Genomic DNA, 19376 nt, shown 5'->3' on the forward strand with positions numbered 1-19376 from the left:
CCGGGACGGGGCGGCGTCACCGCCATCGGACCGTAACGGACGCCCCCGTCCAATTGGCTAAAGTGAGAGGCCATGACCGACCGTTTGCCTCACCCTGCGCGCTCCGACGCCCGCGACAACCGGGCCCGCATCCTGGACGCCGCCCGCGCGGTGTTCAGCGAGGAGGGCCTGAACGCGCCCATGCGCGAGGTCGCCCGGCAGGCAGGCGTCGGCCCCGCCACGCTGTACCGGCACTTCCCGACCAAGCAGGCACTGATCGTGGAGACCTTCGCCGAGCAACGGCGGGCCTGCCATGCCGCCGTCCGCGACGCCCTCGCGGACCCGGACCCGTGGCACGGATTCCGGAGCCTGGTCGAGCGCATCTGCGAACTCCACGCACACAGCAGGGGATTCGCCGACGCCTTCATGACAGCCTTCCCCGAGGCCATGGACTTCGCCGCCGACCGAGAGCGGACTTCGCGCGGGCTTGCCGAACTGACCCGCCGTGCCCAGGACACCGGCCGGCTCCGCCCCGGCTTCGTCGTCGACGACCTGATCCTCATGCTCATGGCCCACCAGGGCCTCCAAGACGCGCCGCGTGCCACCCGGCTCACGTCCTCTCGCCGCTTCGCTGCCTACGTGATCGAGGCGTTCCGCGCCGCACCAGAGACGGGGGCGCCTACACCGCTGCCGCCGGCACCACGCCTTCAGCTCGCGTACTCGCCCAGGGCGAGTATCGGAAGTGAATCGAGTGCATAGGGTGCCGGCATGTCGCTGAGCCACATAGGCCTCGTCCGGTCGTTCGATCGAACTCACCGAGCTGCGGATGTCCTCGACCTATGGGGGATGCTGGAGAGCTACCCGTGCAAGCGCATCAACGACATGAAGGCAAGTGGCCTCCAGGGCCGGGAGCGCGGGGATTTCGATGAGTGACGCACATCCGATACAAAGCCATGGACCGGGCCTCTCGGTCGGCGCGCGCATCATCGCGGTGGTCGTCCTCACCGTGATCGGGGCCGTCTGCGCCTGGCTCCAGCACGACACTCCCGGCCGGAGTGCGGAGCCGCGTACGGAGTTCACCGCGAACAACCCGCCCGCCGGCCTGCCCACCGCGCTCACCACCGGCCAGCACCTCCACTGGTCCAACTGCACCTCGCCGCCCACCGCGCGCACGGGCTACGACTGCGCCACCATGAAGGCCCCCCTCGACTACCGGAAACCGGACGGCAGGACGATCGACGTCGCCCTGATCCGCCGCAAGGCCACCGGCCCGAACGCCCGGCGCATCGGCTCGCTCGTCCTCAACTTCGGCGGCCCCGGCGTGTCCGGCGTGAGCGGACTGCCCGAATTCCTCAACCAGTTCGAGCCGCTCCTCGACCGCTACGACCTGGTCTCCTTCGACCCACGCGGCGTCGGCGCGACCATCCCCGTGCGCTGCGGGAAGACCGCGGACGACACCGGCTACGACGGGGCCGACGCCTGCGCCGAGCACTCCGGGGCACTCCTCCCGTACATCGGCACCTCGCACACCGCGCACGACCTCGACCTGATGCGCTACCTCCTCGGCGACGAGCGGCTGCACTACTTCGGCGTCTCGTACGGAACGGCGCTCGGCGCGGTCTACGCCCACCTGTACCCGTCGCACGTCGGACGGCTCGTCCTCGAAGCGTCCGTCGATCCGACCGAGGACCTCGACGAGAAGCACGTGTCGCAGGTCAAGGCGGTCCAGGCGGCGTTCGACCGGTTCGCCGCGCACTGCGCGGCCCGTATCCGCCACTGCCCGACCGGCGACGGGCCCGAGGAGGCCGCGCGACGCATGGCGCGCCTGGCCGACCGCCTGAAGAAGAAGCCCGCCCCGGCCGGCGGCGGAAGGAACCTCGACGCCGACGACCTCGCGTACGCCGTCAGCGACCATCTCCGCCTCGGCACGGACGGCTGGGCACCGCTCGCCAAGGCCCTCACCGCGCTGATCGACCACAACGACGGCCGTCCGCTGAACAAGGGCGCGGACGACATCGGCTCCGCCGACCGCGCGGCGACCCCACGCGACAACAGCCGCGCCGCCCTGACCGCGATCACGTGCGCGGAATCCAGCCTGCGCCCGGGCTTCGATCGCCTCGACAGGGACGCAGCCCGCGTCAAAGCCGCCTCACCCGTCTTCGGCGCTGCATGGTCCACCGGCGTCTACCTCTGCTACGACTGGCCGTTCGACGGCGAGCGCACCACGCCCCAGGTGAACGCCGACGGCGCCGCCCCCGTCCTGGTGGTCGGCGGCACCGGCGACCCGATCACCCCCTACCCCGGCGCCCGCCACATGGCCCGCGCCCTGGGCGACGGCGTCGGCGTCCTCCTGACGGCCGAGGAGGAGGGCCACGGCACATACCCGCAGAACCGCTGCGTCAGGGAGACGGTCGACCACTACCTCCGCACGGGCCGCGCCCCGGCCCCGGGGACGGTGTGCCGGGGCGGCATGTCCTGAGGCTCGTACGGATCCGCCGGGCGGCCGTCAGCACACCGGTTCGCCCGTATCGGCCCCGAGCGGGCGCCACCGCACCGCCCGGTCCGAGGCCGCCTTCGGGTGGGTGCCGGTGCGGTGGTCGGGGCAGAGCGGCCGGACGATGCGCAGGTGGGCCGCGAGGTCGCTCCGGACGGCCTCGGCCACAGCGACGTGGATCCCCGGCGGCTCCGTGGCACGGACGGGCGAGCCCGCGAAGGACATGTCGCGGTGACACGGTCGATGGGCTCCCTGACGCCCCGCCAACTTCCGCGCGGACGCCATCTGCGCGTACGCCAACCACGCACACCAACCGCGCGAACGCGGCCGGGGAAAGGGCCCGTTCACCTCGAACACCTCCCGCATCCACGGAGGTGGCGGAATGCGGGCCGCCGGCTGGGAGGAGGACGCGAAGCGCACCCGGCCCTGGCCTCCTGATGCGCGACGCCGACCCGCGCTACAGCTCCACGAGCCGTTCGGAAGCGGAGGGATCCGACGCGGATCCGTAGCGCAAGACCACATTCGCGGGGCGGAACGGCAGGTCACGCAAGGCAGGTTCCATGACGGCGAAGAGCGCGTCGGCATCAGGGCCATAGGCGAAGAGCGCCACCTCGCCGCCCCCGAACTCGTTACCGTCGAACTCACCGACACCGACTCGTTCGATCGCCTCGGTCAAAAAGTTCTGGGCCGCGCGGACAGTCGACCGATCGCCCGGCTCGCCGAACCCGTCGCCAGTCAGTCGAAACCGCGCGATGACCGCGTGCTCGACGCTTCCCTGCGCACCGCCACCAGCCGTATGAGTCATGCAGGAACAATCTCACCCCGGACTGACATCAATGATTCCCCGTCCAAGGATCCGAGCCCAGCCACTTGCTAGGCGTCGAGGTAGTGGTAATCCGTTGCTGAGTCCGTAGTCAGGTCTCAGCATTCCGGGCATTTCGGCCCGAAAGGTCCGTCACGTCACCAGAGCATCAGGGGCTCGGCTTGAGTACGGTCTCCCGTTTCTGTCTGCTGCTGGTGCGGCAGGGTTGTGCCACCTGCCCGCCCCGCCTCCGCTTTGTGGCGGGGGCGGGTGGTGCGGGTCTTGTGGTCGGCTCCACGGGGCTTCGACACCGCCGGGGCGGTGTCCTGGTCTCCGGCCACTCCGGTACCAGTCGTGCAGGCTGCCGCGGCGAGGTTGCGGGCCGCGTTGGTGTCCCGGTCGATGACCAGGCCGCAGGCGTCGCATGCGTAGGTCCGGATGTGCAGCGGCAGCTTGGCTTTCACCGCGCCGCACCCGGAGCAGGTCTTGGAGGAGGGGAACCAGCGGTCGGCCGCGATGATGCGGGTGGCGTGGCGCCGGCGGGTTTTGTAGGTGAGCTGACGGCGGATCTCACCGAACCCGGCGTCGGCGATGTGCCGGGCCAGGCGCCGGTTCTTCACCATGCCGGCGACGTTGAGGTCTTCGACCACGACGGTGCCGTACTCGGCTGTCACGGCGGTGGTGAGCTTGTGCAGGGCGTCCGCGCGGAGGTCCGCGACGCGGTGATGGACCTTGTTCCGCCGGGCGTTGGCCTTCTCCCACCTGCGGGAGGGCTTCTGTCCGGTGTGCCGGTCCGGGCCTCGACGCCGGGAGACGACGCGAGAGGCGCGGCGCATCTGCTTCAGCGCGGTGCTCAGGTGCCGCGGGTTGGGGACCTCGCGGACCTCGCCCGCGCTGTCGGCCATGACGGCCAGGGTCTTGATGCCGAGGTCGATGCCTACCGCGACATCAGGCCGGGTGACCCGGAAGAGGTCCCGCTTCACCTCCGCCTGGAACGAGGCGAACCATCGTCCTCGCTCGTGGCGGACGGTCGCCGACAGGATGCGCGCGGTCCCGGCCCGGACGCGGCTCAGGAGTTTACCGGTGGGCTCGTGGACGCGGATCGTCCCGAGGCGGGGCAGGGTGACGTGACGTCCGTCGGCGTCGACACGGATCGTGCCGGTGGTGAACCGGCAGGACAGACGCGCCTTCCGCTTCGACTTGAAGCGGGGCATCCCGACCCGCTTGCCCATACGGCGGCCCTGCTTGGACTTGGCGTAGTTGTCGAACGCCGCCGCAGCGTTGGCCAGCCCGGTGGAGTACGCCTCCTTGGAGTTCTCCTCCCACCAGGAGGCGAACCTTGGGTCGGTGTCCTTGGCCGCGTTGAACGCCTTCCTCAGCGCCGGCAGCGACCACGGCCGCCACTCGGTCAGGTCCGCCTCCGGGACGCCGTATGTCTCCTCCGCGCGGCGTTGCCACCAGGAGGCGGTCACCCAGCCGACAGCCCAGTTGTACGCCGCGCGGGCGGCACCGCAGTGCGAGCGCAGCGCGTGCTCCTGGGCGGCGTTCGGGTCCAGCGCGAAGCGGTACGCCTGCACCACGAACCCGGGCCGCGGCTGGAACTTCTTCACTCGGCGGCCTCGCCGGTCGCCACAGCCACCGCGCGGGCGGCCCGGTTCTTCGCCGCGCGCTGCCCGTACAGACGGGCACACATGGAGGTGAGCACCTCGGTGACGTCCCGCACCAGATCGTCTGCGCTCTCGATCGGGTCGAGGACGACCAGGCGCCGGCCGGACGCCGACAGCGCGGCCTCCAGGTGCTCGACGCCGAACCGGGCCAGCCGGTCACGGTGCTCGACCACGATCACGGCCGTGCCCGGGTCGGCGAGGAGTCGGTGCAGCTTGCGACGGCGCCCGTTCAGCCCTGACCCGACCTCGGTCACAACTTCCGCGACGGCCAGGCCCAGTCCATTGGCGCCGGACACCACCCGCGCGACCTGCCGATCCAGGTCGGCCCTCTGGTCTGCTGAAGATACGCGGCAGTACGCCACCACGCGTCCGGACGGCTGGGCGGCCACCTCATCGACCAGCCACGTCCCGGACGGCGCCTGGCGGACCGGCACGGGCATCTTCCCGTCCTTCACCCACCGCCAGGCGGTCTGGTAACTCACGCCCTGCTGACGCGCCCACTCCGAAAGCTTCACAAGACCAAGGTACGTGAGACATCCGACTAGAGATGACTATGAATGACTAGAAAATGCGTAACAACTGTCACCCTCATTACGAGAGGCCGATCACTAGGCCGCCGTTGGGGACCCTCCACTCGCTTATGCCGTCGACGTCGTGGCTGACCAGAAACAGCCCCCGGGGTCTCTCGTCGTACGCGTCATCCTGGTAGGAGGCCGATATCTGGGCGATCTAACGCAACCTCTCCTCGAACCAGTCGAGGGACACCGCGCGGATGTCGCCCCCATAGAACGCCCACCTGACGTTGTTGTACTGCCGAGCGGGGAAGGCCCAGCCCCCACTGTAGGTGTGCTCCGGATCGTCTGCTTCCACGATCTCCCTGATCTGGGCCAGCTGTCCGGCGTCACACTCCAGCCAGCCCCTGACCGAGACCATGGTTCCCACGGCGGTTGCTCCTCATTCGGTGGCGCGCTGCCCTGGCGCACGGTTCCTATGCGCTTGCACGCTAGGGGCGACTTGCTCGTTCACGCAAAGGGATTGACAGGTGGATCAGCCGCCTCGGGTGAGCGCGCGTCATCCACATCCGGTCGGCCCCCGCGATTTTGCGCTGGGCTCTGCCGCCGCCCCCGACTGGCCCCGGCTGACCGGACCGACCGGCGTGTTCTCCCGCCGTAGCCGGCTCCGTCAGCTCACCCCGCAAACGCGTTCAAGCCACCCCCTCATCCCTTCCGGGGGGCGGCCAAGATACGACGGCAACCGGCAACCAGTGATCGTGAGTTGCACTTGCCGCAGGTGCGGTGGTGGGGCGGATCGGCGTCGGCTGCCCGACCAGGGACAGGGATGCGTAAACGCAGCCGGAGGCCCGATCTTGTGTCACCGTTCGCAGTGCGCCTCTTCGCGTCCCTGCTCAGATCGGTCAACGGCGCACCCGATAGCGCAGGTGAAGCACCCGGTTGCCCTGAATCACCATGTCAGGATCCTCCAACAGGTGCTGCGCGTGGACCGACCCGAAGTAGCGCTTGCCGGACCCGAACACGACGGGTACGACGTCCATGCGCACCTCGTCGATCAGGCCCGCGGCAAGCACCTGGCCACCGACGTCGCCGGCGGCGACCTCGACCAAGCGGTCACCCGCAAGCTCCTGCGCCTTGGCCATGGCTGCCTCGACGCCGTCGACGAAGTGAAACGGCGCCTCGGGGTCCCAGCCCTCGGGTTCCGGCCGGTGCGTCACGACGACCACGTGGTCGATCCCGCCCGGAGGCTTCCCGTCCCAGCCGTCCGTCAGGTCGAAGACGTGGCGACCGACGAGTGTCACCCCGATCTGGTCCCAGTACGGCCGGGTGTAGTCGTAGGACGTCTGCGACACCTTCACCACGCCGCTCTCGTCCAACGGCACGTCACCGCTGGACAACCAGTCGAACAGCGGTCCGGGCTGGTCATTCTCGTCCGCGACGAAGCCGTCCACCGACACCGAGCTGTACATGACCACCTTGCCCACGGGGCTCTCCTCTGCTTCGGGGTGCCCCAAATTAGCGTGCCGTGAGCTGTCGTTCTTGTAAGGAATCAATGGGCCCGGAACTCGTGGCCGAAGTGGGCCTGTTCGAAGTAGCCTGCGCCACAGGCGAGGTCGCCTCAGTCGATCGGTCGGGCGGGGTTGATCGCGAACAAGCAAGTCAGCGCACTGCAACACCTCGCCGGGGGCTGTGTGCTGAGCTCCTGGCGTACGTCCCGGCAGCCCAGCCGGACACCGGGCTGCCCGGACTCCGTGTCGTACGGTCTGATGTCGCGGCTGCCCACCGTCCGCAACGGATCTCACCGAACCCGGCGGTGCCGCCGGTACGGCCGAAAGATCGGAACCGATACCGGGAATCAGGCCGCGACGAGCTCCTGCTCGCGGTCCGGCGTCTTGACCTTGGGTTTCTTGTTCGGGAGCGAGAGCCGGAAGACCTTGTGCCACGCGGAGAACACCTGCTTGGGCAGCGGCCCGGTGACGTACTCCAGCTCGTACTTCTCGAACAGGGCGCGTACCTTCACCGCGACCTCGGCGTACCGGTTGCTCGGCAGGTCCGGGAACAGGTGGTGCTCGATCTGGTGCGACAGGTTGCCGGTCATGAAGTGCATGGCCTTGCTGCCGCTGATGTTCGCCGAGCCCATCATCTGGCGCAGGTACCACTGGCCGCGCGTCTCGCCCCTGATCGACCGGCGCTCGAAGACCTGTACGCCCTCGGGGAAGTGCCCGCACATGATCACCGAGTGGGTCCAGATGTTGCGGACCAGGTTGGCGGTGAACGTGGCGGCTAGCGTGGGGAGGAATGAGGGACCCGACAGCAGCGGGTGGATCACGTAGTCCTTGAGCACCTGCTTGCGGATCTTGCGGCCCACGGCCCTGGCCCGCTCGCGGAACTCCGGGTTCTTGCGGCGGCGCTTGTGCAGGTTCTTGCCGAGCTCCAGGTCGTACGCCGCGATGCCGTACTCGAAGAAGCAGGCGTTGAGGAAGTTCCACAACGGCTGGCCGAGGTGGAAGGGGTGCCACTTCTGGTCCTCGTCGACGCGCATGATGCCGTAGCCGAGGTCGTTGTCCTTGCCGATCACGTTGGTGTACGTGTGGTGCAGTTCGTTGTGCGAGTGCTTCCACTGCTCGGACGGCGAGACGTGATCCCACTCCCAGGTGGTGGAGTGGATCTTCGGGTCCCGCATCCAGTCCCACTGGCCGTGCAGGATGTTGTGGCCGATCTCCATGTTGTCCATGATCTTCGCCACGGACAGCCCGGCGGTACCGAGGACCCACGCGGGCGGGAAGATCGAGAACAGCAGCACGCCCCTGCTGACCAGCTCGAGTTTGCGCTGCGCCGAGATGACCTTGCGGATGTAGGCGGCGTCTTTCTCGCCGCGGCCGGCGATCACCTCGTCGCGGATCGCGTCCAGCTCGCGGCCGAGTTCCTCGATCTGCTCCGCGGTCAGGTGGGCGGTGGGGTCGATGGCGGTCAAGGTGCTCCTACCGTTCGATGTCGCAGGGGCCCGCCGCGGCGGACACGCAGGTCTGGATGAGGACGCCCGGCTCGGCCTCGGTGATCTCACCGGTGCGCAGATCGCGGACGGCGCCCGCCTTGAGCGGCGTGACGCAGCCGAAGCAGATGCCCATGCGGCACCCGGAGGGCATGAGCACGCCGGCCTCCTCGCCGATGTCCAGCAACGGCGTCGCGCCGTCCGCGTCGACGGTCTTGCCGGTGGTGCTGAAGGTGACCTCGCCGCCGTCGCCGGCGACGACGATGCTGGGGCGGAAGCGTTCGGTGTGCAGGCGCTCTGGGACGCCGTGCTCGGTCCAGTGCTCTTCGGCGGCGTCGAGCAGGCCCGAGGGCCCGCAGGCCCAGGTCTCGCGCTCGGCCCAGTCGGGCACGAGTTCGTCGAGACGGGCGATGTCGAGCATGCCGTCCGTGTCGGTGTGCACCTCGGTGAGCCGCAGCTTCTTGTCCGCGACCAGGTCGTGCAGTTCGTTGCGGAAGATCACGTCTTGCGGCTGTGGCGCGCAGTGGACCATGACGACGTCGTCGAACTCGGTGTCGCGCAGCATGCCCATCACGGGCGTGATGCCGCTGCCGGCCGTCAGGTAGAGCACCTTGGCGGGCTTGGCCTGCGGCAGCACGAAGTCACCGGTCGGATGGTCGAGCTGGATCAGCGTGCCCGGTTTCGCCCTGCGGACCAGGTGGTTGCTGACCTTGCCGTCCGGGATCGCCTTCACGGTGATCGTGACGCGGGCGTCCTCGCGGTCTGTCGGTGAGGTGATGGAGTAGGCACGCCACAGGCGCACGCCGTCGACGTCGACCCCGATCCGCACGTACTGACCGGCTGTGTGGCCGCGCCAGCCCCGTCCCGGTCTGATCACGACAGTCGCGGCATCATTCGTCTCGGGGTTCACGGCCTCGATGCGCCCGCGCAGGTCAGCGCCCGTACGCAGCGGGCTGACCAGGTCGAGGTAGTCCGACGGCAGCAGCGGCGTCGTGACCATCTCCAGCAGTTTCCACGCCCTGCTGCGGAGGGTTGCACTCGTCATGACTCCAGCTTGCTGCGCCTCAAGGCGTAAAGTCCTGACCGCAGGACGTAAATCTGGTCGGCAGAATTGTTCGCAGGGAACAAAAACGTGAACCATGCAATCCGGAGGGCCAGCGAACTGGCCCTGGACGAGACGACGGTCACCGCACTACGGGCCGCGCTGAAGAGCACCGCCGACGAGGTCGTCCAGGCGATCATCGACGAGGTCCCTCCCTACGCCAACGCCCTTTCGGGCCGCATGGGCGGCACCATCCGCAAAGCCGTCCGCACCGCCCTGGGGCACTACCTGGACCTCGCGAGCGGGAACGCCACGGGCGGCGACGGCGGTGACGCAGCCTACGAGCTGGGCCGCGGCGAGGTGCGCGACGGCCGATCGATGGACGCCCTGCTCAGCGCCTACCGCGTCGGCGCCCGCGTGGCCTGGCGATGCCTGGCAGCGGGTGCCGTACCCGCAGGTCTGCCCGCCGCCGAGGTCGCCAAGTTTGCCGAGCTGACCTTCGCCTACATCGACGAGCTCTCCGCCGCGAGCGCCGCGGGCCACGCCGACGAACTGGCTGCCCAGGGCAGGGCCCACGAGCGCCACCTGGAACACCTGGCCCGCGACCTCCTCGCCGGCGCGAGCCCGGACGTGCTGCTGGCCTCTGTTCAACGGGCCGGGTGGCAGCCTCCGGCTTCACTGACCGCGGTCCTGCTGCCCGCTGCTCAGGCCCGGCCTGCCTACCGCGCGCTCGACCCGAGCACCCTTGTCCTCGACGATCTGCCGGACGCCACCGGTGTGCTGCTCGTCCCCGATGCCGACAGATCACATCTCTTGCGGCAGCTGACCGACCGCACCGCCGTGGTCGGCCCGGCCCGGCCGTGGACTCGAGCGTCCGCCTCGTACGCACGAGCCGTACGCGCGCGCTCCCTGTCCTCTGATATTCGCGACACCGAAAACCACCTGCCCGAGCTGGTGCTGAGCGCCGACGCGGACGCGTTCGCAGACCTGCGTGCCCGAGCTCTCGCACCGTTGCGGACCTTGCCTGTCGCGACCGCACGGCGGCTGGAGGAGACCTTGCGGGCGTGGCTGCTGCACCAGGGCAGACGGGACGAGGTGGCGGCGGAGTTGTTCGTCCATCCCCAGACGGTCCGGTACCGGATGTCGCAGCTGCGGGAGCTGTTTCCGGATCTCGCATCGCCACACCGGGTTCTTGAACTGACGCTGGCGGTCGGTCTTCGGGTCACCTGACGCGGACTTCGACCGTCCACGACCGCGTCCGGGTCCACGACCGCGTCCGCGAGCGGTCCAGGAATCGTGCCTCGTTCTCGGTGCCATCAGGTGGTTCATACGGCCCAGGGAAGAGCGGTATTCGCCAGCTGAGACCGGGGGTTGATGTGAAGCCCAGACAAGGTCTCGGGAAGCCCGTTGGGGGCGCTGTCTCTGAGAAGCGCGGTGGCGGATACGACACGACTGGATCTGGTGGACGATGCGCACCGGCCGCTCGTCGACGCGCTCATCGAGCACTGGTCGGCGATCTGGGCAGCTATGTCCTGGAAAACAGCTTTCATGTCGTCGTGTAGGGCGCCGTCCTGGCACGAGCTGACCCACGGGCGCACGGCGGGCTGCAACTGAGTGACCGGCGGGGCGGCCAGGCCGGGTCACGAGGGGCGGGGGGCCGGGCCGCCCCGCCGGGGGCCACCGTGGTTCTGCGACGGCCCCGTACCTCCCTTCCGACAGGTCAACCGGACGACCGACCCGGTCGGCCCGGCACACCGCGAGGGATGAGGGGGATGGAATGACGGAACGTCAGGAGCTTCCATGGCGAAGCGGGTTCACCGACCCCGTGAGGACGCGGAGTTCCATTTCATCCTCGGGATGAGCGGAGTTCCGGTCTTCGGCTACTTCACCGGGACATGGCCCAAGGCAATCGAGCCCTGCCGGGTGATGGACCTCGTCGTGGGTGGCATCGCCGACGACTACACGGGCCGCCTGACGGCGTCCGTGCCGACATCACGCGTTGTCCGGCGGCAACCGAGCGATACGGGATAACAGGAGCCCCGTCCTACGTCCTGCTGAAGGAGGGAGAGGCGGTGGCGCGCGGCAAGGGGTCCTATGACCATCGCCGAGGTACGGAAGTTCCTGGACGGCCACCTCTGAGCGCGGCGGGCTCTTCGGCGGTGCCTCCCTGGTCGGCTTCCTGATGTTGCAGGCATTCGTCGCCGCCGTGATCGCGCCCGTGGCCCTGGTGCTGCCGGTGTGGGCCGCGGCCCTCATCGTCACCGCCGTGCTTGGTGTGATCGCCGTCGTCCTGGCCTTGAGCGGGAAGAAGCAGATCGGCAATGCCGCCCCTCCGACGCCCCAGAGCGCGATCGAGAACGTCAAGGCCGATGTGGCCGAGATCAAGAGGAGCGCACACCGATGACCCAGACGCCCGCCGAGCGGCAGAGCGCGCCCAGCCCCGATCAGCTTCGTGAACAGATCGAGCACACCCGCCGCGATCTCGGGCAGACCGTCCAGGCCCTCGCGGACAGGACCGACGTCAAGGCCCGCGTCCAGCAAAAGGCCAGCGCACTGAGGGAGCAGGCAGTCCTCGAGGCTGGCGAGCTCAAGGCTCAGGCCGCGAAGGCCGCCTCTCAGGTCCAGGGCAAGCTGCCCGACTCGGTCAAGGACAAGGCCGCCCAGGCGACCGGGCAGGTCCGCGCCACGACGGCTCGGGTCGGTCGGATGTGGGACGAGAAGGCACCCGAACCCCTGCGGCAGAAGACGGCTCGGTCCGCGCAGCCGGCGCGGGACCACCGGACGCTGCAGACGATGATGGGGCCGGGTCCGGCGCGATTTCGAGAACCGCGACGGCCGCACAGAAGCCTGAAGGCAGCGCATACGACGCTACATTCACCCGAACGGGCCACGACAACAGCGCGGCTCATCGGCCAGAGACCGTGAGGACCACTCCGTCCTCGTCGCCGAACCGTACCGTCTTCAGGTGCAGGTCGGCATCGGTCAGGAACATGCCAGCCGCCACGCCCGTGGCCACAACGGCATAGTCTCCGTCAGTCGTTCGCGGGGGAGAGTCTCGGGGATGCCCGGCGGGTGAAGGGTGATCACTTCGCGGCGATGCAGCGGGAGGTCCAGGCGAGCTCGTGTTCCGGCCCGGTCCCGGTACCCGCCACCCGGCGAGCGCTCGCAACACCGTGATCGGGACCGCCCCGACCGGCGAAAACGCCGCCGCGTCGCTACTTGGGCCCGGGTTGCGTCGGACAGTTCCGACGCGCTGTCTTTCGGCACGTTGCTTGACAAACGGCAATCCCGCATGAAGGCCGCGGAACTCGCTATGCCATGGGCGGCCATGTGCACACTGAGCCTGCAGACCATCCGCTCTATACCCCGCCTCGTACCGAGCACCATTGCTGGTGCTCAACGGCAGCGGGTAGGGGATCTTCGTACCCGGCTGGCCCGTGCTGAGGAGTTCGCGGGTCATCCCCTACAGGCAAATTCGCGGTCTTTCCCTACGGGTAAAGTTGATACAGAGAGGAGAGGGAGCTTGCTCTGGGTGCACATTGCCTCAGATGCTTCGGCAAGGTTTCCTTCTCCAGGGGCTGTCCCGTATCGGGGTGCAGTGGGAGTGAGGTCCTCCGCACCACACCGGCCAGAAGAGGCACGCGATGGATCCATGGCTGATCTGGTTGATCATCGCGGCCGTGTTGGCTGCGGCCGAGATCTTCACCGTTACTGCTGCGCTCGGAATGCTGAGTGCGGCCGCGTTGGTCACGGCGGGGTCCGCCGCGGTCGGACTGCCACTGCCGTTGCAGTTCTTGATGTTCTCCGTCGTAGCGACAGCCAGCGTGCTGTTTGTGCGTCCCATTGCGCTGCGCCACATTCTCCAGCCCCAGGCGGAGAGGTTCGGCGTAGACGCGCTGATCGGCAGAGGTGCGTATGTCGTCTCGGAGGTGACGGGTCTGGGTGGCAGGGTCCGCATCGATGGTGAGGAGTGGACGGCCCGCGCATACGACGAGACGTTGGTGATTCCTCCTGGAAAGATTGTCGACGTCATGGAGATCAGCGGCGCTACCGCGATTGTCTACCCCCGGGACTGAAACCATGGAAACCTCGGCGTTCTTGATTGCCGGCCTGATCGTGGCGCTGATCGCGGTTTTCACCGTGGTGCGGGCGGTCCGGATCGTGCCCCAGGCGCGCGCTCGTAATGTCGAGCGGCTCGGCCGCTACCACCGGACTCTGAATCCCGGCCTTAGCCTAGTAATCCCTTACATCGATCGCGTTCGCCCGGTGATCGATCTGCGCGAACAGGTCGTTTCCTTCAAGCCACAGCCTGTCATCACCGAAGACAATCTGGTTGTCGAGATCGACACCGTTCTGTATTTCCAGGTCACCGACCCACGCGCGGCCTTTTACGAGATCGCAAATTTCCTTCAGGCGGTCGAGCAGCTCACCGTCACCACCCTGCGCAATGTCGTGGGGTCCATGGACCTGGAGAAGACGCTCACTTCACGAGACACCATCAACAGCCAGCTTCGTGGCGTGTTGGACGAAGCCACCGGAAAATGGGGGTTGAGGGTCAACCGGGTGGAGATCAAGGCCATCGACCCTCCGCAGTCCATCAAGGACGCCATGCAGAAGCAGATGCGAGCCGAGCGGGACAAGCGGGCCGCGATCCTCGGGGCTGAGGGGCAGCGCCAGTCGCAGATCCTCACCGCCGAAGGCGACAAGCAGGCTGCCGTCCTGCGTGCGGAAGGTAATCGGACCGCTGCGATCCTCCAGGCCGAGGGCCAGTCCCGGGCGATCGACGAGGTGTTCCAGGCCGTGCATCGCAACGATCCCGACCCCAAGCTGCTCGCCTACCAGTACCTTCAGACGCTGCCCCAACTCGCGCAAGGCTCGGGCAACAATTTCTGGGTGATCCCCAGCGAGATCACCTCCGCACTCCAGGGCGTGTCCCGCGCCTTCAGCGAGGTGTTGCCTCAGTCACCGGCCACGCGCGAGAAGCCCCCGGACGACATGGTCGCCCAGGCCGCGAACGACAAGGCTCAGGCGGAAGAAGCCGCAGCCGCGGCCCTCGCCGACGCAGCCAAGGCCGAGGGTGATGCACTCCCGTCTCACCCGCCTCGCTGAAGCCAGTTCCGGTGGGTTCATACGGGCTCACCGGAGACCGCAGGCGGGAGCTCTTACGAGGCCTACGCGGTCACCGAGACGGAAGCTGCGGAACAGGCTCTGGAGGCTGATGCTAGCCCGCAATGCCGGGCTGGGAACCGTGCCCGCTACGAGTAGATGGGATCATGACCGACAGGCCGGTCACTGAGCTTTTTCAGAGTGGCCACTGATCGGGTGATGGCTGGGCCGAAGCACGCTGGTTGTCACATAGGCGGGCTTGCTATCGCTGTGGCCGGGGCTGCATGCGTTGGACTTGACCGGCTGAACACCGTTGTCACCGAAGCCGGTTGAGGCGGCCAGGGGTTGTCAGTGGCTGGTGACAGGATCACCGGCATGGTTTTCGTACGTACTACTCCGCCGCGGCCCGTGGACGTGACCGCGGTCTTTCCCGAGCTGGTGCCGTTGGCGCGTCCTGCGATTCGGCTGCATCCTCGTCCCGGGTCGCCTTCGGTCGGGGAGAGCTCGGTCGGGGGGCCTTTGCTGTGGCCGGTGGAGGAGCCGTGGCCGCACTGCGAAGCCTCGCACCTGCACCGTGACAGTGGGTTCCGCGAGTCACCGGACGACGTGCGGCTCATGAGGCGCATGCGGGCTCGGTGGCACGGTGATCACGATGGTCCTGGGACAACACCCGAGGAGGCGGCGGTCAAGGAGCGGAACGCCGCGAGGCTCGCGGAGCGGCTCGACGCCGGCCCTCCGTTGCCCGCGGACTGCCCGGTCCCCATGCTGCCCATGGCCCAGCTGTATCTGCGCGACATACCCCTGCTGCGGCCGCCCGGACAGGCCGATCTGCTCCAGGTTCTGTGGTGCCCCTACGACCACGATCCGGATTGGAAGCCGTCGACCGCACTGTTCTGGCGGTCCGCCGCCGAGGTCGGCGACATCCTCGTCACACCGCCCGAGCCGTACGAGGTGAACTATGAAGGCTATGTGCCGGAACCGTGCGTGCTGGCACCGGAAGAGATCGCCGAATACCCCGACAGCCTCGACCTGAGCCCGCAGATGCGGCTGATGGTGGAGGACTGGAGCAGATGGCAGGCAGCCGGCGCCGGCGTGGACAGCTCCTACGCGGAATACCCGCGGGACTTTTATGACGAGCATCTGGCTGACTCGCCCGGCTGGAAGGTCGGCGGCTGGCCTCCATGGGGCCGCACCGACCCCTACCCCCGGTACTGCACTGTCTGTGATGTGCAGATGGTCCCGCTGCTGACCATCGCCTCCTACGAATGGGACGGCGGCGAGGGACACAGCTGGGCGCCTCACGAAGACCAGGCCGCCGTCAACGCTGCCGGTCGCTGCTGTGGCCAGCGCCCCTCGCAGCCGACCAAGGTCGAAGTCGGCAGCACCGACAACATGCAGATCTACGTCTGCCCCATCTCTCCCGAGCATCCGCACACCGACCTGATCCAATGAGCTGCCGGGCCTGTCACACACCCTCCGCCGTCGGTGGCAGAAGTGCCGCCGCGTCAGGGTGTGTGACAAGCCGTTCGCCTCACGGCGGCGGGACCCGCAACGCACGAGGCTCCTGTGCCGTTGGGGGAGATGTTCGAAGTCCCAACCCGTCGGCGCAGGAGCCTCGTTGGTTCCCCACCCTGCCGCACTCGACCTGCCGCACGCGCTGGTCGAGTGGGTCACCATGCTCACCGTAGCCCGTGAGGGTGACCGCCGCTGTAAGCTCCCACCGCACCAGCGCGCGCTGGTCGCCTTGGTGTACCTGCGCAAACACGACACCCTCGCGCAGATCGCCGCCGGCTTCGGCATCTCGGTGGGCACCGCCCACGCCTACACCCACACCGTGGTCGACCTGCTGGCGGTGCGGGCACCTGGCCTGCTCAAAGTCCTGCGTGAAGCCGACCCGGACTTCGTCCTGCTCGACGGCACCCTCGCCGCATGCGACCGCCTGGGCGGTGGCCGGACCGACTACTCCACCAAACACCGACGCCACGGGGTGAACGTCCGGGTCGTGACCCACCCAGCCGGCCGGGTTCTGTGGTTTTCACCCGCCCTGCCAGGCCGGACCCACGACCTGACCGCAGCCCGCACCCACCGGATCATCCGGATCTGCGAACGCTAGGGCGTCCCGATCCTCGCCGACCGCGCCTACCTTGGAGCCGGCCCCTGGGTGACGACACCGGTCAGACGCCCACCCGGTCGTGACCTGTCACCGACCCAGCGCACCGTCAACCGCGCGCTGTCGGCAACGCGGGCACCGGTCGAGCGAGGCGTGGCCCGCCTGAAGTCTTGGCGGATCTTCCATCACGCGCGCTGCAGCCCAAATCGAATGTCGTCAATCGCGGCTGCGGTCCTCACCCTGGAGCGGCAACGCTGAAAGAGCTCCCTACGTTGTTCTGCGGGATGCGGTGAGCCCCTCGTATGGTTCATCCACCCAGGGTGCCGGGTGTGGTTCAAAATGCTCTGCCGCTTGTGGCTTTCAGTGATTGGCCGCCCGGTGCCCCACGACGACTCGGCTACCAATTAGGAATCGCGAATGATCGCTGAGTAGGGAATCGACAGCGAGGTCGTCCGTCGGGAAGCGCCAGCAGCACTGCCCGTTACTCCGAATCGTCTGGGGAGTCCTGACGTTTGGCTCGTGTGGCGATCTCGGCGTCGCCGGCCTGTGATGGGGTTCTATCCCGCGGGGGCGAGCTCAGGAGGCGCGCAGCAGGGCGGATCGCGTTGGCTCCGAACTTGGCGGGATGCGGTCGCTGACCTCTTCTGCGACGAGGCAGCCTTCGTGTGTCTGGTCGAGGTTAATCTGCTTGGCGACCTGGTCCGTGGCGATCAGGTCTTCGCCTTTCAGAGTGATTCCGGTGATCTGAGGCCCGCTGAAGTCCAGCCGCGTCGATCAGCCGGTACGCCATCGCCCCGTGAGGCCGTCATCGTGTGCTGAGGCCGGCGAGAGTCTGCGGGTCTTCTTCCGGGTCGTGCACCCGGCGAGCACAGGATCAGGGAGGCCGCGGCCGCCTGGTTCCGGCGGCGCAGCTGGAGGGCGAGGGCGGTGGCGACCGTCTCGAGGAGGGCCGCGCGGCTAGCGGTACCGTCCAGGGCGTGCCGCGGGAAAGCGCGGCGGATGCTCGCAGTGGCGGTCGGAGTGCCTGGGACGACAGGGCGGGGGTCGATACCGCGGCCCGCTCGGGAGTCTGTCGCCTCACCCAATATCGGCATCGGAGGTTGGGTTCCCTCAATCGCGTCGTACACGGCTTGATGCTGCTCCGCTGGGAGGCCTCGCGGAGCACGTCCCATCCCTTGATGCCCTCCGGCGGCGGAGCCGCGCGGTGAACCGTCAGCCTCACGCACGCGCCTTCCGCCGACCTGCTCGGAATGCAGCGGCGGTTGCGTCCTTTCACCGTGGGTACCTGGAGCGGGCAAACTGTATGGGATCAGGAGAAGTAGAGATGACTTTCGGAGTCGCCCCCCGCCATCCGTCCCTGGCCTCAGGGTGCAGGACGCCGGCTCGCTCATCAGGGTTCTTCAGCAGCGCCTGCACGCCCTCAAACGATCGCCGCCTGACACTCGGAGAGTCCCTGCCGTGGGGGCCGCAGACCGCTTGTGAAAGGACTACAGCGTGGGCTGTGCCAACGCGATCGCCCATCTTGGTGCCCTCGACCTCGTGTACAGCGGGGTGATCGAGGACCCGCGGCGGCGATCAGGACATCGGCTCGGCCGCCGAAGGCCTCCAGATGGAGCAGCTGCGTGATCTGGAACAGTTCAGTCGTTCGTACGTGTGCACTGGAGACGGTCGACGGCACGCTCGCCACGGCGGGCGCTACCCCCGAGACGAAAGCTCAAGGCAGTCAATTGGCCAGTGAGGTCAATGGCAGGATCCAGCGACGGGTTCTGACCGGATCGGCTCGTGGGTGTCGCCCGTAGGCGATCGCGTTCTGCGGAAATCCATACGGACTCGGTGCTGGTTCCGTGAAAGGGCGCGCAACTACTGGCCCACGGCGCACGGGCTTCCGGACAAGGGAAAGGTGAATGATCATGTCTGACAAGCCGCTCAACGGTCACCGCGTTCTGGTACTTGTCACCAACTACGGGGTTGAGCAGGACGAGTTGCTAGTACCGGTGCGCCGACTACGGGAGGACGGCGCGGACGTCACCATCGCAGCCGTGAACCCAGACCCTATCCAGACGCTCGTCGGCGACCGGGATCCCGGCGAGACGGTGGAACCCACCACCACGTTCGAGACACTGGATCCCAGCACCCATCAGCTGCTGCTGGTCCCTGGCGGCACCATCAATGCCGACCAGCTCCGCCTGCAGCCCAAGGCCCTCGACACGATCAGGGCGTTTGCGGCGTCGGGCCGCCCGATTGCCGCGATCTGCCACGGACCCTGGGCGTTGGTGGAAGCCGACGTCCTGAACGGCAAGACCCTGACCTCCTATCCATCGGTACGCACCGATGCCCGAAACGCCGGGGCCAAGGCATGGGTCGACGAGGCCGTCGTGAGCGACAGCGCGAATGGCTACACGCTGGTCACGTCCCGGACGCCGAAGGATCTCGACGATTTCCTCGGCGCCGTCGGCAAGGCCCTGGTCGGCTCCTGAGCGCAGGGGCGCCGCCCGGGGCCGCGCGCCTGGTCCGTCGCGCGTGAGGAGCGAGGCTCCCGATCCCATGCGACCGAGACGGTGTCTTGTGTCGAAGCCGGGTACACGGCATTCATGATCGACGAAGCGGACATCGTATTGTCCGTTTCGTCCGACGGTGCCCTGTGGGTGACGGTGGCGGGCGTCGCCGTGGTC

Annotated in this window: 16 protein-coding genes and 3 pseudogenes; 11 read left to right on the forward strand and 8 right to left on the reverse strand. The window is 68.1% G+C overall.

Annotated features, from left to right (window positions below):
- Nucleotides 1-72: 72 nt before the first annotated feature.
- Together ACFXGX_RS19275 and ACFXGX_RS19280 are read left to right on the forward strand one after the other, a co-directional pair.
- Complete coding sequence (locus ACFXGX_RS19275; protein WP_384792305.1) at nt 73-738, forward strand: TetR/AcrR family transcriptional regulator; 666 nt, start codon at nt 73-75, stop codon at nt 736-738.
- A gap of 166 nt (nt 739-904) precedes the next feature.
- On the forward strand, nt 905-2458 hold the full coding sequence (locus ACFXGX_RS19280) for an alpha/beta hydrolase (protein WP_384792308.1): 1554 nt from the start codon (nt 905-907) through the stop codon (nt 2456-2458).
- 27 nt (nt 2459-2485) lie between these two features.
- Here the strand turns inward: ACFXGX_RS19280 and ACFXGX_RS19285 are convergent, their stop codons facing one another.
- The 8 genes from ACFXGX_RS19285 to ACFXGX_RS19320 all read right to left on the reverse strand — a co-directional run bounded on the left by ACFXGX_RS19285 (nt 2486) and on the right by ACFXGX_RS19320 (nt 9491).
- Complete coding sequence (locus ACFXGX_RS19285; protein WP_384792311.1) at nt 2486-2641, reverse strand: hypothetical protein; 156 nt, start codon at nt 2639-2641, stop codon at nt 2486-2488.
- 289 nt (nt 2642-2930) lie between these two features.
- Nucleotides 2931-3278, reverse strand: a complete 348-nt coding sequence (locus ACFXGX_RS19290; RefSeq protein ID WP_384792314.1) for a hypothetical protein — start codon at nt 3276-3278, stop codon at nt 2931-2933.
- 155 nt (nt 3279-3433) lie between these two features.
- Nucleotides 3434-4885 (reverse strand): IS607 family element RNA-guided endonuclease TnpB, encoded by a 1452-nt coding sequence (tnpB, locus tag ACFXGX_RS19295; RefSeq protein ID WP_384792317.1) that lies wholly within the window; start codon nt 4883-4885, stop codon nt 3434-3436.
- Nucleotides 4882-5457, reverse strand: coding sequence for an IS607 family transposase (locus ACFXGX_RS19300; protein WP_384792320.1), 576 nt, complete (start codon nt 5455-5457; stop codon nt 4882-4884). Before ACFXGX_RS19300 ends, tnpB begins: the two co-directional genes overlap by 4 nt.
- 214 nt (nt 5458-5671) lie before the next feature.
- Nucleotides 5672-5884, reverse strand: a complete 213-nt coding sequence (locus ACFXGX_RS19305; protein ID WP_384792323.1) for a hypothetical protein — start codon at nt 5882-5884, stop codon at nt 5672-5674.
- A 472-nt stretch (nt 5885-6356) separates the two neighbouring features.
- A complete protein-coding gene (locus ACFXGX_RS19310; protein ID WP_384792326.1) occupies nt 6357-6938 on the reverse strand; it encodes a dihydrofolate reductase family protein in 582 nt (193 codons plus the stop codon).
- A gap of 371 nt (nt 6939-7309) precedes the next feature.
- Nucleotides 7310-8428, reverse strand: a complete 1119-nt coding sequence (locus ACFXGX_RS19315) for a fatty acid desaturase family protein (RefSeq protein WP_384792329.1) — start codon at nt 8426-8428, stop codon at nt 7310-7312.
- Between the two features lie 7 nt (nt 8429-8435).
- Nucleotides 8436-9491: a ferredoxin reductase gene (locus tag ACFXGX_RS19320; protein WP_384792332.1), complete on the reverse strand. Its 1056-nt coding sequence runs from the start codon at nt 9489-9491 to the stop codon at nt 8436-8438.
- A gap of 87 nt (nt 9492-9578) precedes the next feature.
- On the opposite strand from ACFXGX_RS19320, the gene ACFXGX_RS19325 reads away from it, so the two are divergent.
- From ACFXGX_RS19325 to ACFXGX_RS19365, 9 genes and pseudogenes are all read left to right on the forward strand, one after another.
- A complete protein-coding gene (locus ACFXGX_RS19325; protein WP_384792334.1) occupies nt 9579-10718 on the forward strand; it encodes a PucR family transcriptional regulator in 1140 nt (379 codons plus the stop codon).
- Between the two features lie 570 nt (nt 10719-11288).
- A pseudogene (locus ACFXGX_RS19330) lies at nt 11289-11627 on the forward strand (thioredoxin family protein).
- 4 nt (nt 11628-11631) lie between these two features.
- A pseudogene (locus ACFXGX_RS19335) lies at nt 11632-11892 on the forward strand (phage holin family protein); the annotation flags it as partial.
- Complete coding sequence (locus ACFXGX_RS19340) at nt 11889-12413, forward strand: DUF3618 domain-containing protein (protein WP_384792337.1); 525 nt, start codon at nt 11889-11891, stop codon at nt 12411-12413. The pseudogene ACFXGX_RS19335 and the gene ACFXGX_RS19340, both read left to right, overlap by 4 nt.
- A 719-nt stretch (nt 12414-13132) precedes the next feature.
- Nucleotides 13133-13564: an NfeD family protein gene (locus ACFXGX_RS19345; RefSeq protein ID WP_384792340.1), complete on the forward strand. Its 432-nt coding sequence runs from the start codon at nt 13133-13135 to the stop codon at nt 13562-13564.
- A 4-nt stretch (nt 13565-13568) separates the two neighbouring features.
- On the forward strand, nt 13569-14597 hold the full coding sequence (locus ACFXGX_RS19350) for an SPFH domain-containing protein (protein WP_384792343.1): 1029 nt from the start codon (nt 13569-13571) through the stop codon (nt 14595-14597).
- A gap of 372 nt (nt 14598-14969) precedes the next feature.
- Entirely contained in the window at nt 14970-16046 is a 1077-nt protein-coding gene (locus ACFXGX_RS19355; RefSeq protein ID WP_384792362.1) for a hypothetical protein, read from the forward strand.
- A 166-nt stretch (nt 16047-16212) separates the two neighbouring features.
- Nucleotides 16213-16962 (forward strand): annotated as a pseudogene (locus ACFXGX_RS19360) (transposase family protein).
- 1652 nt (nt 16963-18614) lie between these two features.
- The gene (locus ACFXGX_RS19365; protein ID WP_384792347.1) at nt 18615-19181 is read left to right on the forward strand and encodes a type 1 glutamine amidotransferase domain-containing protein; all 567 of its coding nucleotides are present in this window, start codon (nt 18615-18617) and stop codon (nt 19179-19181) included.
- Nucleotides 19182-19376 lie beyond the last annotated feature (195 nt).

Origin of the sequence: Streptomyces sp. NPDC059371 (genome assembly GCF_042751995.1) — a bacterium.
Taxonomy (GTDB): Bacteria; Actinomycetota; Actinomycetes; order Streptomycetales; family Streptomycetaceae; genus Streptomyces.

What these genes read in the sequence shown, in the direction of transcription:
- ACFXGX_RS19275 (WP_384792305.1), top strand. Translation starts at nt 73, where the DNA reads ATGACCGACCGTTTGCCTCACCCTGCGCGCTCCGACGCCCGCGACAAC.
- ACFXGX_RS19280 (WP_384792308.1), top strand. Translation starts at nt 905, where the DNA reads ATGAGTGACGCACATCCGATACAAAGCCATGGACCGGGCCTCTCGGTC.
- ACFXGX_RS19290 (WP_384792314.1), bottom strand. Translation starts at nt 3,278, where the DNA reads ATGACTCATACGGCTGGTGGCGGTGCGCAGGGAAGCGTCGAGCACGCG.
- ACFXGX_RS19320 (WP_384792332.1), bottom strand. Translation starts at nt 9,491, where the DNA reads ATGACGAGTGCAACCCTCCGCAGCAGGGCGTGGAAACTGCTGGAGATG.
- ACFXGX_RS19340 (WP_384792337.1), top strand. Translation starts at nt 11,889, where the DNA reads ATGACCCAGACGCCCGCCGAGCGGCAGAGCGCGCCCAGCCCCGATCAG.
- ACFXGX_RS19345 (WP_384792340.1), top strand. Translation starts at nt 13,133, where the DNA reads ATGGATCCATGGCTGATCTGGTTGATCATCGCGGCCGTGTTGGCTGCG.
- ACFXGX_RS19350 (WP_384792343.1), top strand. Translation starts at nt 13,569, where the DNA reads ATGGAAACCTCGGCGTTCTTGATTGCCGGCCTGATCGTGGCGCTGATC.
- ACFXGX_RS19355 (WP_384792362.1), top strand. Translation starts at nt 14,970, where the DNA reads ATGGTTTTCGTACGTACTACTCCGCCGCGGCCCGTGGACGTGACCGCG.
- ACFXGX_RS19365 (WP_384792347.1), top strand. Translation starts at nt 18,615, where the DNA reads ATGTCTGACAAGCCGCTCAACGGTCACCGCGTTCTGGTACTTGTCACC.